Genomic DNA, 14,003 nt, shown 5'->3' with positions numbered 1-14,003 from the left:
CTCCCACTTATTTTTACGAATTACTCTTCAATAGTTACGCCCATACTTCTAGCTGTTCCTGCTATCATTCTCATAGCCGATTCAAGACTTGCAGCATTTAAGTCTGGCATCTTAGTTTCAGCAATCTTTTTAAGTTGATCTTGAGTTAATTTACCAACCTTTGTTTTATTAGGTACTCCAGAACCACTTTCTAATCCTATTTCCTTCTTAATTAGAACTGCAGCTGGAGGAGTCTTTAATATAAAACTAAAAGATCTGTCTTGGTAAACTGTAATAACTACTGGTATTATATACCCAGCTTGATTTGCAGTTTTTGCATTAAACTCCTTACAGAATCCCATTATATTTACACCGTGTTGACCTAAAGCTGGACCTACAGGTGGAGCTGGTGTTGCCTTACCTGCTTGAAGTTGAAGTTTAATCATTCCAGTTACTTTCTTAGCCATTTTTGTTATTCCTCCTATTACTGTGGTATAACGAACTCTTTTTAGTTCTCCCACTTAATTAAAATTAGTTCATTATAGTTAAACTAATTTTTCAACTTGATTAAAGTCTAATTCGGCAAGTGTTTCTCTGCCAAACATCTCCACTAAAGCTTTCACTTTGCGTTTATCTGGAATTATCTCTTGTATTGTGGCTACTGAATCTCTCAATGGCCCAGAGATAATTCTTATACTTTCCCCTACCTCTAAGTCAATCTCAACAGGAACTTCTAACACTCCCATTGATTCCACTTCTTCATCAGAAAGAGGAACTGGTTTAGATCCTGGGCCTACAAATCCTGTTACGCCTCTAGTATTTCTAACAACGTACCAAGCTTCATCTCCCATTAACATTTTTACAAGCACATATCCAGGAAATTTCTTCTTTAATGAGACTTTTTGCTTTCCATCTTTTTCTTCAACCACTTCTTCCATGGGTACTTGTATATCATGGATTAATGCTTCAAGATTTCTATTTTCAATTGCTTTTTCTAAGTTTGCTTTTACTTTATTTTCATATCCTGAGTATGTATGAACTACATACCATCGTGCTCTATCACTCATATTCGTCAGGCGATATAAAATCGCCCAAACCTCCCTTTTACTTGAAATTTAAAATCATTTTAAAGAGGTTATTGAAAATAGAATCCAATCCACCAACTAATATAGTATACATTAGTGTGAACACAATAACTGCAACAAATGCTTTCTTTGTCTCATCTTTTGAAGGCCAAGTTATCTTCTTAACCTCTACCTTAACCTCTCGAAAAAAACCAAACAAACCATTACTTTTAATAGCTTTTTCAGTTTTCACACTGTTCTTTGCTGACATATCTTCACATCCTTAAATTTAATAACTATATGTCATTACTTCGGCTAATTACTTTGTTTCTCTATGAAGAGTGTGCTTTTTACAGAATTTACAATACTTTTTCATTTCTAATCTATCTGGATCATTCTTTTTGTTTTTCATTGAATCATAATTTCTTTGTTTACACTCTGTGCATGCTAAAGTTACTTTTGTTCTCATGACTGCACCTCCAGTTTTCTTATATATTAAATAGGAATCTTGAGTTCCTATTCACTTCTAAAATTTACGTTGCTTAAAATGTCACTTTTATACAATATCATAGAATATTTGACTTGTCAATCATCCTTTAAATAGGACTAAGTTATATAACTTAGTCCTATCGGTAATAAATGTATCTTATTCTACTATTTTAGTAACAACTCCAGAACCTACAGTTCTTCCGCCTTCTCTGATAGCGAATCTTAATCCTTCATCCATTGCGATTGGAGTGATTAATTCAACATTCATATCAATGTGATCTCCAGGCATTACCATTTCCATTCCATCTGGTAACTTGATTGATCCTGTAACGTCTGTTGTTCTGAAGTAGAATTGTGGTCTGTATCCATCGAAGAATGGAGTATGTCTTCCGCCTTCTTCTTTTTTAAGTACGTATACTTGACCTACAAATTTAGTATGAGGATGTACTGAATTTGGTTTTGATAAAACTTGACCTCTTTCAATATCAGCTCTTTGAACTCCTCTTAATAATGCTCCGATGTTATCTCCTGCTTGCGCTTCATCCAATAACTTTCTGAACATTTCGATTCCAGTTACTACAACTTTCTTCTTTTCTTCTGTTAATCCAACGATTTCTACTTCATCTCCTACATGAAGTACTCCAGCTTCAACTCTTCCTGTTGCAACTGTTCCTCTTCCTGTAATTGTGAATACATCTTCGATTGGCATTAAGAATGGCTTATCTGTTGCTCTTTCTGGAGTTGGGATATAGCTATCTACTGCTTCCATTAAATCCATGATTGGCTTAATTGCTTCTTCATCTGTTGGATTTTCTAATGCTTTTAATGCTGATCCTGTTATTACTGGAATATCGTCTCCTGGGAAGTCATATTCGCTTAATAATTCTCTTACTTCCATTTCTACTAATTCTAATAATTCTGGATCGTCTACCATATCTGCTTTATTTAAGAATACTACGATATATTGGATACCAACTCTTGATCCTAGTAGTATATGTTCTCTTGTTTGTGGCATTGGACCATCTGCTGCTGATACAACTAAGATAGCTCCATCCATTTGTGCTGCTCCTGTAATCATGTTCTTAACATAGTCAGCATGCCCTGGACAGTCAACGTGAGCATAGTGTCTGTTTTCTGTTTGATACTCAACGTGTGCTGTATTGATTGTGATTCCTCTTTCTTTTTCTTCTGGAGCCTTATCAATATCCGCATAGTTAAATGCTTCTGCAAATCCTTTATTTGCTAATACTGTTGTGATTGCTGCTGTTAATGTTGTCTTACCGTGGTCTACGTGACCTATTGTTCCAATATTAACGTGTGGCTTACTTCTTTCATACTTTGCTTTTGCCATTATAATTTTCCTCCCTTATTATCTTCTAATAAACTTGGCCTAGTGTTTTTTTATTTTTTATTATTTGGAGCTCACAATCGGAATCGAACCGACGACCTCCACCTTACCAAGGTGACGCTCTGCCGACTGAGCTATGTGAGCGTTCAAAATTGCTATCTTCTTTGATATACCAATTATAAAGTTTACTATTATTCTTTTTATTTGTCAATATAAATTATCACTTTAAATCTAAGCATTTTTCTAATTTTCTCTTTACTCTTTGTAATGCATTATCTATCGACTTCGAATGTCGTTCTAAATCACTTGCAATCTCCTGATAAGATTTTCCATCTAGGTATGAAGTAAGAACTTCTAATTCCAAATCTGATAACACTTTCGAAATCTTTTTCTCGATATAATCCATTTGTTCCTTACTAATCATTAGCTCTTCAGGATCTGAAATTTTCAATCCTGCCAAAACATCAAGGAGAGTTCTCTCTGATTCCTCTTCATATATTGGCTTATTTAAAGAGACATAAGTATTTAACGGAATATGTTTCTGCCTAGTAGCTGTTTTTATTGCAGTTATTATTTGTCTGATTACACATATTTCTGCAAAGGCTTTAAATGATGTTGATTTTTCTGCATTAAAATCTCTGATAGCCTTATATAAACCTATCATCCCTTCTTGATAAATGTCTTCCTTGTCGGCTCCAATTAAAAAATATGATTTAGCCTTCGACTTCACAAAGTTCTCATATTTTGAAATTAAATATTCTTGCGCCCTACTATTACCACTCTTAGCTTTCGCAACAATTTCTTCGTCTGATTTATCTTTGAAATCTAAAAAACCTTTCAACTGCTTATTCTCAACTCTCTTCTGCATTAAACTAACCACTCGTTTAGACAATTATACCCCAGTAAAATTATGTTAGTCAACTGAATTTACTTACTTCTTCTGATTTCTTCTAATATTTTGGCTATCCTATCATCTATATTATCGCTTATTATATTTTTTTGTGAAATTCTGTTCTTATCTGTTTTATTTTTTATAGACTTTTCTATCCTTAGAACCTCACTATAAAATTCTAAAGATGACATTCTAACTGCACCTCTTTGAAAAATTGTTTGCTGCTCTAGACTATCAGATGTCACAACAACTATTTCATGTTTCCTTCCTAGAGCATTAACTTGTTTCTCAATGTAACTATCCGCAGTTTCTCCATCCTTTGTAAATACTACCGATATATTTCTATTTACCTCTTCTTTTTTTTCAATACTCCCTGTAACTTTATGAGCATCAAATACTAATATTATTCTACAAGCATTAAAAACCCCATAATTATGTAAAGTATCTATAAGAGTTTGTCTTGCACCCTCAAAGCTAGAATCCTTTTTTTGTTTTAAATTAGGCCAACTATTTATAACATTATATCCATCTACAAAAATAGTTTTCACGATATACCTCTTTCTATTTCAATCGTCCTTTTAAAACTTCATACATAATTATACCACCAGCTACAGATGCGTTTAAAGAGTTAATCTTTCCGACCATTGGTATTTTTATTAGCTTATCACACTTTTCCACCGTTAACTTTGAAATACCTCTCCCTTCATTTCCAATTATAACTGCACAAGGTCCTCCAAAATCTACTTGGTAGCTATATTCTTCCGCTCTTATGTCTGCCCCGTAGATCCAAATCCCCTTTTCTTTTAGTTCCTCGATTGTCGAATTTAAATTTGTTACTTTAGCTATTTTTACATGTTCTATTGCTCCAACCGAAGATTTATAAACAGTTGTACTTACGGATGCACTTCTTCTCTTCGGAAGTATAATTCCATGAACTCCAAATAGTTCTGCAGTTCTTACTATTGATCCTAAATTATGCGGATCTTCAATTTCATCCAATATAACTATGAACGGAGCTTCCCCTCTTTTCTCTGCTAAATCCAATATATCGGATACTTCTGAATATTTATATGGAGTAACTTTTGCTATTACCCCTTGATGTACTTCTCCACCACACATTGAATCAAGTTTTCTTTTATCCACTTCTTTTATTAATATTCTATTTTCTTTTGCTAAACCAACAATAGTTTTTATTGAACCTTCTAATTTACTATTAGATATATATAGCGTTTCGATAGTTCTTTCTCCTCTTAGAGCTTCAATTACGGCATTTCTTCCAATAACTATATCTTCTCTCTCTTCAATAGCACCCGTCGACTTATCATTTCCTACCATATTATCTTTATTAGTTTTATTTTTTGCCTCATTATAGCTTTTAGCTTTGCCTTTTGATTCAGTTACAGATTTATCTTTACCTTCCATAAACTTGCCATTTGAAATATTTTTTTTCGGCTTACTATTCATTATAAATCCTCCTTTTTTAATTTTATAAACTAATTAATAATTTCAATACTTTTATTAAATATAAATTCTAATCTTTCCTTATCACCCACTAGGTATAGATAACCAATTAATGCTTCAAACCCAGTTGCCATTCTATAATCCCTTATCTCTGCATTTTTAGGGACAGTAGGTGATTTCGCATTTCTTCCTCTTTTATAAACCGCTTCTTCCTCCTCATTTAGGAGATTCTCAATTTCATGCATTATACACGCCTGACTTTTTGCTTTTACATATCCAATTGCCTTCACATGTATCTTATTTGCAGATAACGCTGTATTTTGAGTCAAAATATAATTTCTAATAAAAACTTCAAATACACCATCACCTATTAATGCCAATTGTAATGAATTCAGCATTCTTGCTTCATCTTTTGAAAATTTTCTAATTCTTAAGTCATCTAACATTATAATTCTCCTTTAAATAAGGGTTGCAAAAATGCAACCCTTTCTTTAATTAATCAATCTTTTTCCATCTAACACCCTGTGGTGTATCTTCCAAAATTATATTTCTGCTTTTTAAATCATCTCTTATTTTATCCGCAAGTGCAAAATCTTTATTTTTTCTAGCTTGCTGTCTCTTTTCAATAAGCTCCTGAATTTCTGTTTCCAAATCCTTCTCAATACGATCTTGAAGTATACCTAGCGGATTTCCTAGTTCTCTAACCATTGATTCTGCTTTCTCACATAATCCAGAGGATGAATTAATATTCACATTATTGTTAATATCTTTAGTCAAATCAAACAATACTGAAATAGCATCTGCTGTATTAAAATCATCATCCATCTTCTCAATAAATTTTTCTCTATATTTATCTAAAGACTTTAGATATTTTTCTTCCGCTTCATCCATTAATTTTTTAGTCACTTCATCTTTCAAATTTTCAAGATTATTTATGCAATTATATAATCTTTCTATTGATGATTTTGCTGAATCTAAAAGTTCTTTAGTAAAATTTATTTGTATTCTATAGTGTCCAGACAACATCAAGAACCTTATTGCATCCGAACTATATTCCTCAAGAACTTCTCTTGCGGTAAAGAAGTTATTTAATGATTTTGACATTTTCTTATTATCTACATTAACAAATGCTGCATGGAGCCAATAATTTGCAAATGTTTTTCCTGTTAGAGCTTCACTTTGAGCTATTTCATTTTCATGATGCGGGAATCTTAAATCCATGCCACCTGCATGAATATCTATTGTATCTCCCAACAATTTCTTTGCCATGCACGAACACTCTATATGCCATCCAGGCCTTCCAGGCCCCCAAGGACTTTCCCAAGCAGGTTCACCTGGCTTTTGTGCTTTCCATACTGCAAAATCCATAGGATCTTTCTTTCTTTCATCAACAGATATTCTTGCACCAACCTGCAAATCATCTAAGTTCTGTCCTACCAATCTTCCATAATTATCAAATTTTTTTGTGCTATAGTAAACATCACCATCAACTTCATAAGCAAATCCTGCTTCAATCAACTCTTCAACAAATTTGATTATATCATTAATATATTCTGTTGCTCTAGGATTTACAGTAGCTCTTTCTATCTTTAATGAATCGGCATCTTGGTAGTATTCTTTTATATATTTATCTCCAAGCTCTTTTACTGTAATTCCCTCATCATTAGCTTTATTAATCATTTTATCATCTATGTCAGTAAAGTTTTGAACAAATCTAACCTTGTATCCTCTATACTCCAAATATCTCCTTATAGTATCAAATACAATAAATGTTCTTCCATTACCTATGTGAAAAAAATTATATACAGTCGGCCCACAGACGTACATTTTAACTTCGCCAGGAATAATAGGGATAAACTCTTCTTTTTGTCTTGTTAAAGTATTAAATACCCTCATTAATTTACCTCCTAAAATTATTTTAGTTTTATTTTGTTTTTCTCAAATTCACCTTTTATTATATTATAAACATCTTCTATTTTGATTACTTCCATTTCCCCATCTCTAAGTTTAAATTCAATTTCTCCATCATTAATCTTTTTACCTACTGTTATTCTCATTGGTATTCCCATTAATTCTGAATCTTTGAATTTCACTCCTGCTCTTTCATTTCTATCATCTAAAAGAGCTTCTATTCCAGCACTTGTTAATTTTTCATAAATTTCATTTGCAATTCTAGCTTGTTCCTCATCTTTTACATTAACAGGAATTACAGAAACATGGTATGGTGCAACAGACAATGGCCATACTATACCATTCTCATCATGATGTTGCTCAATTATAGATGCCATTGTTCTTGTAACTCCAATTCCATAGCATCCCATTATAAATGGCTTTTCTTTTCCATCTTCATCTATGAACTTAGCATTCATGGCTTCCGAATATTTAGTACCAAGTTTAAATATATGCCCTACTTCTGTTCCTCTTGCAATAGTAACCTTACCACCGCAAACTGGGCACTTTTCACCTTCAGTTACGTTTCTATAATCTCCTATTACACCTTCAAAGTCTCTTCCATAATTCACATTATTAATATGGTAACCTGTTTCATTAGCACCCACAATAAAGTTATACATATTAGCAACTTCTTCATCAACTAATAGCATATCTACTTTTATCCCTATTGGTCCCGCAAATCCTATTTCTGCTCCCGTTGCCTTTTTTACATCTTCTGAACTAGCAAGATCTAGATTAATTACTTCACCAATTGCATTGCTAACCTTAACCTCATTAATTTCTCTATCACCCCTAACCATAACTGCTACTATTTTGCCATCTGCATTAAACAAGATAGTCTTTGCGAATTTTTTTTCATTAGTACCGAAAAACTTAACCAATTCATCTATAGTTTTTGTATTAGGTGTCTCAACTTTATTTATTTCCTTGAATTCTTGTTTTAACTCTTTCTCTGCTGGTGATGAAGCTTTCTCGATATTTGCTGCATAGTTACATTCACTGCAAAATACCACATCATCCTCTCCAACTTCCGATTTAACCATAAACTCTGCTGAATTTGAACCACCAATAGCACCAGAATCAGCAGCAACACATTTTGCATCTAAACCACATCTATTAAATATTTTTACATATGCATCATGCATTTTATCATAAGCTAAATCTAGCCCACCTTGATCTTTATCAAAGCTATAAGCATCCTTCATTACAAATTCCCTAGATCTCATCACTCCAAACCTAGGTCTACGCTCATCTCTATACTTTGTTTGAATCTGATATAAATTAAGAGGTAATTGCTTGTAAGACTTAATTTCATTTCTCGCTATATCTGTAAATACTTCTTCATGAGTTGGCCCTAAACAGAAATCTCTATCCCCTCTATCCTTTAATCTAAACATTTCTGCTCCATATGCATCCCATCTACCAGATTCTTGCCATAATTCTGCTGGAATAATAGCTGATGCTAGAAATTCCTGCGCACCTGCGGCATTCATTTCTTCCCTAATTATATCCTCAACCTTTTTTAAAACTTTTAATCCAAGAGGCATATAATTATATACTCCTGCAGCCATTTTCCTTATCATTCCGGCTCTTAACATAAGCTTATGGCTATCAATCTCTGCTTCCGCTGGTACTTCTCTTAATGTTGATATTAACATATTAGACATTTTCATTTGGTGTTCCTCCTAAATAATATTGGTTAGATTGCAAATAATATTTTATATATGATGTAATAAAATCTGAATATTTGATTTTACAAATAATTAATAGTTTAAAAATATATAATTGGATAAATAAAAAAGCCCGCCTAATATATATATTAGGGCGAACTTTATATCGCGGTACCACCTAAATTTGTTCTCTAGCAATGATAACGGTTTTAGACCGATAGTTTTTCCCTATACTCAAAAGCTGGTTCAAAGCCTATTTAAAAGTCTTTCAGCCCACGGACTTTTTCTCTTATATTATCGACTTCTACTATTCTTCATCAACGTTTTACAATCTTAATTAAATTTTATTTTAATATATTATAACTTCCTGAATTTAGCCTGTCAATACATTATTACTATACTATATTTTTCACAAAATACTCTGCAAGTATTAAATCTTCCGGTGTAGTTATTTTTATATTTTTATAATCCCCCTCATAAATATAAACTTTATGTCCCAAAAGCTCTACTACACTAGTATCATCAGTAACTGATATACATCTTTTCTTTATTTCTTTATGGCATTCATATATTAGGTTAAAATCAAAAGCTTGGGGCGTTTGAATCGCAACAAGTTCACTTCTAACTAAAGTATCTACTGAAAAATTATTACTATCTTTAATTTTTATAGTATCTTTAGGCATAACTCCAGGCGCTGCAGCTTTATAAAGCTTAGCATATTCAACCGCATCATTTATTATTTTCTGAGATACAAATGGCCTAGCTCCATCATGAATTAATACTATATCGGATTTTTCTAATTTCTCCAAAGCATTATATACTGATTCTTGTCTTTCATTCCCACCAGATACTAAATCATCTATTTTTAATCCATATTTATTTAATACTTCTCTTTTACAATAATCTTTTTCATCTTCAGGCACTACTAAAATGATCTTATCTATCAAATCATTTTCTATAAACTGCTTTAACGTGTAATAAAGAATGGGCGCACCATTCAAATCAATATATTGCTTGCTTTGAATATTGCCCATTCTCTTACCTCTGCCTCCAGCTAATACTATCGCACTAACCATACAGAAAACTCTCCTTAACTTTTAATTATCTTTTGGTTTTGCAAAAATCATTCGTCCAGCTGCTGTTTGAAGAACTGATGTAACTATAACACTTGTTGTTTGTCCTATATATTTTCTTCCACCTTCAACGACAATCATAGTTCCATCTTCTAAATATGCAACACCTTGACTTGATTCTTTTCCATCCTTTACTATATCAATTGTCATTTCTTCACCAGGTAATACTACTGGTTTTATTGCATTTGATAATTCATTTATATTTAATACCGGTACTCCTTGAAACTCAGCCACTTTATTTAGATTATAATCATTAGTTATAACCTTTCCTTCCATCTTTTGTGCAAGTTTAAGCAACTTTGCATCAACTTCTGCAATTTTAGGAAAATCATCTTCTACAATTTGAGTTTCTATGGCTAGCTCTTTTTGTATTTTATTTAATATATCTAGACCTCTTCTTCCTCTATTTCTTTTTAGTGAATCAGAAGAATCGGATATATGCCTTAATTCATCCAATACAAAGTTAGGTATAACCAGTGGTCCTTCAACAAATCCAGTCTCACAAATATCAAATATTCTTCCATCAATTATAACTGATGTATCTAATACCTTTGGAATTCCTTTTATAGATTCTTTTATTACCTCTTTAACTTTTTTCTCTTTAATTACAGGCTTTTTCATATTAACAAGAAGAGCTGTTATATCTTCCTTTTTTTTAATCATTATTTCAGCACCTATTATAGCAGCTAACACATTTAATAAAATCAATAAAATTGGCCCAATTATATTTATATCATTTATTGGTTTTGCAATAAATGTCATAAGAATTAACGCAATTACAGCTCCAAAAGTTCCATAAATGATTTCAGTTATGCTCATTTTTTGCATACTCTTTTCAATATACTCAATTAAATTAGAAATTCCTTTGTATATAATAGGAGAAATAATATAAAATATAAGTCCAAAGATAAAAGATATAATAATAATAAATAAAACTCTAGTAATAGTGGTTGAAATGTAAGTTAAATTATCAACCTGAGGGATTGTAAGTAATATTTCAGATATGAAATATCCTAGTATCAATCCAATTACAGAAAAAATTCCCCTTAATAGTCTTTTTAACACATACTTCACCTCCTTCTAATTATTTACAATTAGATAGTATTTTAATCATTTTTTCAACATTTCTCTAAATCATATTAATTATATCATACAATAAGTACCTCTAAAATGAATAAATTATTAAGTTTACTAATAATTTCATTCTACTTTGAAGAATCAACTTAAATCTTAGATCAATAAATCTAAATAAATGGTATTTTCTTTGTAAAAACTAAATCCTATTTAATTTAACACAAATTTAATTATCATATTTCCTTTTTTAATGAAACTTGCTCTTTTATACGTTTCAATCCATCTTTAATGGCAGTAGCTCTAGCTTCTCCTATTCCTTCAACATTATCTAAGTCATTTATATCCGCATCAATTATATTACTTAATTCTTCAAATTCTTTTATAAGATTATCAATAACATTAGATGGTATTCTTGGCACCTTACTCAACATTCTATATCCCTTTGGAGATATTAATGTATCCATAAGTGGAATTCCTCCACGACCTAATGTTCTTGCAACTGCGTCTAATTCTAATAATTCTGAAGAATTTAATTTTTGAATGTGCTCATATACCTCGTTATATTGAAGTCCATCTTTACAGTAATCCCTAATTAGCAATATTCCATCTCTTTCTATATGCTTAACTAATTCATTCAATTGCATTGATATTAATCGTCCTTCATTCCCCAACTCTAGTATATACATATTAATTTCTTCCACTATTCTCATTACCATTTCAGTTCTTTGAATTGCTGTAACTACATCGAATAGTGTTGTTAAGTCTTGAAACTCCAATAAATTCAAGTTATTAATAACACGTTCAAGTACTGCAACATATTTTTCTAGTGTTTGAAGCGCTTGATTTGCCTTTCCAAGAATTACACTACTTTCTCTTAATACATACTTTATATCACCCTTGTACATAGTTATTATATTTCTTCTTTGAGAAATTGCAATTACTATGTTATTCGTTTGCTTAGCTACTCTATGCGCTGTTCTATGCCTAGTTCCTGTTTCATATGTTGGAATAGATGAATCAGGTATTAATTGCGCATTAGCACAAACGATTTTCTTTAAGTCTCCAGTTATGACTATAGCTCCATCCATTTTAGCTAATTCGTATGCATATGATGGTGTATACTCTGAATTAATATAAAAACCGCCATCAACGAGTTTCATAACTTCTTCATCGTCACCAATCACTAATAATCCACCTGTTTTAGCTCTTAATATATTTTCAAGACCTTCCCTTAGTTGAGTGCCTGGGCACATTATCTTTAAGACATTCTTTATTCCTATTCCCTTTTCTATTCTCATACACTCACCCATTTTCTTTAAAAATCATTTTAATACTTTTCTAGATTTATTTAAAATCAAATATTAAACATTTTGACTGATATTATTTTCCGAGTAAATTTAACCTAGGCTCTAGAAACTATAATACTATAATAAATATAATCCCTCAACAACATTTGTTAAATTTAAGTTATAATATATTTATTTGTAAGAAATAGCTCTATCCTCTTCATATTTAATATGGAATTTCTATAATGTTCTAGCTTCTATAAATATTATTTATTACATCCATCAAGGTCTTTAATTCAATTATATCTATTTTCTTTAAGTTACTGCTTTTTCCTATAGAATCCTTTGGAACATAAACCTTTTTAAATCCCATTCTCTCAAGTTCCCTAATCCTACTTTCTAATGATGGTACTTTTTTAAGTTCCCCAGTCAGTCCTACATCTGCTATAAACGCTATATTTGATTCTATCCCCTGCTGCTTTACTGAGGATACTATACTCATTATTACAGCTAAATTAATGCCCTGTTCTCTTATTTTTATACCACCTGTAGTTTTAATAATTACATTCTTATCGTATAAATTAATTCCTCCACGTTGTTCAAGTATAGATATCAAAGTGTTTAATTTATCCTTTCCTAATGTTTCCCCTATTCTTGTAGGATACGGAGTAAAACTCTTCGACACTAAACTTTCTATTTCAGTTATTATTGCTCTTGTTCCTTCTTTAATTACTGTTAATGCACTTCCTGATACAATTTCTCCTTCTTCACGCTTTGTCATGAAAAATTCTGAGGGGTTATCTATTGAAATAATCCCTCTCTCCCCCATTTGAAAGAAGCCATTTTCAATACCACCAAATCTATTTTTAGAACTTACAAGTACTCTTAACTCTTCATCACTATCATCTTCTATTATAAGCACCGTATCAACTAAATGTTCTAAGGCTCTTAGCCCTGCAAGTTCATCACTTTTAGTCATCTGACCAACTATTATAACCGCTCTTGGCCTTCTATCGTTTTTAGCCATTTGGAGCAATGCATTAGCACATTCCATAGTTTGTGTAGGTGACCCTGCTCTCGCTGGCAAAGATGATTCCATAGTAAATGTTTGTATACTATCTATTATTATAATATCCGGATCTATTTCTTCAACTGCATCTAAAACATTATCAAGACTTGTTTCTTGTAGTACCCATATATCTTCGTGGATTTTATTAAGAATTCTGTCTGCTCTGTTTTTTATCTGACTATCACTTTCTTCCCCTGACGCATAAATTACTTTATATCCTTTTTGGGCGACAGCATCGGAAATTTCAAGAAGAAGTGTTGATTTTCCCGCTCCCGGTCTTGCTGTTATAATTGAAATTGAATCCTTTACGATTCCTCCACCCATAACCCTATCAAATTCATTTATCCCTGTTACTATTCTATCGCTTTTGTTGGAAACTATATCCAAAAGTTTTTTTAACGGTTTTTTTGCTACTTGTCTGGATCTAGTCTCTAAATTTTTTGCTTCAATAGTAATTTCCTCTAATGTATTCCAATTATTGCATGTTGGGCATTTACCAAGCCACTTTATACTTTCAAAACCGCAACTATTACATCTATATAATGTTTTTTTCTTCATAAACCTCTCCCTTCGTTTCTAGATCTT

General features: G+C 31.8%; 15 protein-coding genes and 1 tRNA gene. All 16 read right to left on the bottom strand.

Going from position 1 to position 14,003, the window contains the following annotated elements:
• Positions 1-20: 20 nt before the first annotated feature.
• On the bottom strand, positions 21-446 hold the full coding sequence (gene rplK, locus L3B96_RS18750) for a 50S ribosomal protein L11 (RefSeq protein ID WP_011967502.1): 426 nt from the start codon (positions 444-446) through the stop codon (positions 21-23).
• Positions 447-524: 78 nt separating this feature from the next.
• Complete coding sequence (gene nusG / locus L3B96_RS18745) at positions 525-1,046, bottom strand: transcription termination/antitermination protein NusG (protein WP_023976911.1); 522 nt, start codon at positions 1,044-1,046, stop codon at positions 525-527.
• A 37-nt stretch (positions 1,047-1,083) separates the two neighbouring features.
• Positions 1,084-1,314 (bottom strand): preprotein translocase subunit SecE, encoded by a 231-nt coding sequence (gene secE / locus L3B96_RS18740; protein ID WP_023976912.1) that lies wholly within the window; start codon positions 1,312-1,314, stop codon positions 1,084-1,086.
• A gap of 48 nt (positions 1,315-1,362) precedes the next feature.
• Positions 1,363-1,512, bottom strand: a complete 150-nt coding sequence (gene rpmG / locus L3B96_RS18735; RefSeq protein ID WP_002583138.1) for a 50S ribosomal protein L33 — start codon at positions 1,510-1,512, stop codon at positions 1,363-1,365.
• 177 nt (positions 1,513-1,689) lie between these two features.
• The gene (gene tuf, locus L3B96_RS18730; protein ID WP_077303750.1) at positions 1,690-2,883 is read right to left on the bottom strand and encodes an elongation factor Tu; all 1,194 of its coding nucleotides are present in this window, start codon (positions 2,881-2,883) and stop codon (positions 1,690-1,692) included.
• A gap of 65 nt (positions 2,884-2,948) precedes the next feature.
• Positions 2,949-3,024 (bottom strand) — tRNA-Thr (locus L3B96_RS18725).
• 76 nt (positions 3,025-3,100) lie between these two features.
• A complete protein-coding gene (gene sigH / locus L3B96_RS18720) occupies positions 3,101-3,748 on the bottom strand; it encodes an RNA polymerase sporulation sigma factor SigH (RefSeq protein WP_023976573.1) in 648 nt (215 codons plus the stop codon).
• A gap of 59 nt (positions 3,749-3,807) precedes the next feature.
• The gene (locus tag L3B96_RS18715; RefSeq protein WP_238901282.1) at positions 3,808-4,320 is read right to left on the bottom strand and encodes an NYN domain-containing protein; all 513 of its coding nucleotides are present in this window, start codon (positions 4,318-4,320) and stop codon (positions 3,808-3,810) included.
• A 13-nt stretch (positions 4,321-4,333) separates the two neighbouring features.
• Entirely contained in the window at positions 4,334-5,107 is a 774-nt protein-coding gene (gene rlmB, locus L3B96_RS18710) for a 23S rRNA (guanosine(2251)-2'-O)-methyltransferase RlmB (RefSeq protein ID WP_238901284.1), read from the bottom strand.
• Positions 5,108-5,265: 158 nt separating this feature from the next.
• Positions 5,266-5,679 (bottom strand): ribonuclease III domain-containing protein, encoded by a 414-nt coding sequence (locus L3B96_RS18705; RefSeq protein WP_238901281.1) that lies wholly within the window; start codon positions 5,677-5,679, stop codon positions 5,266-5,268.
• A 49-nt stretch (positions 5,680-5,728) separates the two neighbouring features.
• Positions 5,729-7,129, bottom strand: coding sequence for a cysteine--tRNA ligase (cysS, locus tag L3B96_RS18700; RefSeq protein ID WP_238948283.1), 1,401 nt, complete (start codon positions 7,127-7,129; stop codon positions 5,729-5,731).
• Positions 7,130-7,146: 17 nt separating this feature from the next.
• The gene (locus tag L3B96_RS18695; RefSeq protein WP_238901279.1) at positions 7,147-8,859 is read right to left on the bottom strand and encodes a proline--tRNA ligase; all 1,713 of its coding nucleotides are present in this window, start codon (positions 8,857-8,859) and stop codon (positions 7,147-7,149) included.
• 392 nt (positions 8,860-9,251) lie between these two features.
• The gene (gene ispD, locus L3B96_RS18690) at positions 9,252-9,932 is read right to left on the bottom strand and encodes a 2-C-methyl-D-erythritol 4-phosphate cytidylyltransferase (RefSeq protein ID WP_238948282.1); all 681 of its coding nucleotides are present in this window, start codon (positions 9,930-9,932) and stop codon (positions 9,252-9,254) included.
• A 21-nt stretch (positions 9,933-9,953) separates the two neighbouring features.
• The gene (locus tag L3B96_RS18685) at positions 9,954-11,054 is read right to left on the bottom strand and encodes a PIN/TRAM domain-containing protein (protein WP_011967491.1); all 1,101 of its coding nucleotides are present in this window, start codon (positions 11,052-11,054) and stop codon (positions 9,954-9,956) included.
• 242 nt (positions 11,055-11,296) lie between these two features.
• On the bottom strand, positions 11,297-12,361 hold the full coding sequence (gene disA / locus L3B96_RS18680; RefSeq protein WP_011967490.1) for a DNA integrity scanning diadenylate cyclase DisA: 1,065 nt from the start codon (positions 12,359-12,361) through the stop codon (positions 11,297-11,299).
• Between the two features lie 238 nt (positions 12,362-12,599).
• The gene (gene radA / locus L3B96_RS18675; protein ID WP_011967489.1) at positions 12,600-13,976 is read right to left on the bottom strand and encodes a DNA repair protein RadA; all 1,377 of its coding nucleotides are present in this window, start codon (positions 13,974-13,976) and stop codon (positions 12,600-12,602) included.
• Positions 13,977-14,003: the final 27 nt, after the last annotated feature.

Source organism: Clostridium sp. YIM B02569 (genome assembly GCF_022320765.1).
Taxonomy (GTDB): domain Bacteria; phylum Bacillota; class Clostridia; order Clostridiales; family Clostridiaceae; genus Clostridium; species Clostridium beijerinckii.
Note: the sequence above shows the minus strand (reverse complement) of the source record. Positions and strands in the feature narration are given on the sequence as shown.

What these genes read in the sequence shown, in the direction of transcription:
- rplK (WP_011967502.1), bottom strand. Translation starts at nt 446, where the DNA reads ATGGCTAAGAAAGTAACTGGAATGATTAAACTTCAACTTCAAGCAGGT.
- nusG (WP_023976911.1), bottom strand. Translation starts at nt 1,046, where the DNA reads ATGAGTGATAGAGCACGATGGTATGTAGTTCATACATACTCAGGATAT.
- secE (WP_023976912.1), bottom strand. Translation starts at nt 1,314, where the DNA reads ATGTCAGCAAAGAACAGTGTGAAAACTGAAAAAGCTATTAAAAGTAAT.
- rpmG (WP_002583138.1), bottom strand. Translation starts at nt 1,512, where the DNA reads ATGAGAACAAAAGTAACTTTAGCATGCACAGAGTGTAAACAAAGAAAT.
- tuf (WP_077303750.1), bottom strand. Translation starts at nt 2,883, where the DNA reads ATGGCAAAAGCAAAGTATGAAAGAAGTAAGCCACACGTTAATATTGGA.
- sigH (WP_023976573.1), bottom strand. Translation starts at nt 3,748, where the DNA reads ATGCAGAAGAGAGTTGAGAATAAGCAGTTGAAAGGTTTTTTAGATTTC.
- rlmB (WP_238901284.1), bottom strand. Translation starts at nt 5,107, where the DNA reads ATGGTAGGAAATGATAAGTCGACGGGTGCTATTGAAGAGAGAGAAGAT.
- L3B96_RS18705 (WP_238901281.1), bottom strand. Translation starts at nt 5,679, where the DNA reads ATGTTAGATGACTTAAGAATTAGAAAATTTTCAAAAGATGAAGCAAGA.
- cysS (WP_238948283.1), bottom strand. Translation starts at nt 7,129, where the DNA reads ATGAGGGTATTTAATACTTTAACAAGACAAAAAGAAGAGTTTATCCCT.
- L3B96_RS18695 (WP_238901279.1), bottom strand. Translation starts at nt 8,859, where the DNA reads ATGAAAATGTCTAATATGTTAATATCAACATTAAGAGAAGTACCAGCG.
- ispD (WP_238948282.1), bottom strand. Translation starts at nt 9,932, where the DNA reads ATGGTTAGTGCGATAGTATTAGCTGGAGGCAGAGGTAAGAGAATGGGC.
- disA (WP_011967490.1), bottom strand. Translation starts at nt 12,361, where the DNA reads ATGAGAATAGAAAAGGGAATAGGAATAAAGAATGTCTTAAAGATAATG.
- radA (WP_011967489.1), bottom strand. Translation starts at nt 13,976, where the DNA reads ATGAAGAAAAAAACATTATATAGATGTAATAGTTGCGGTTTTGAAAGT.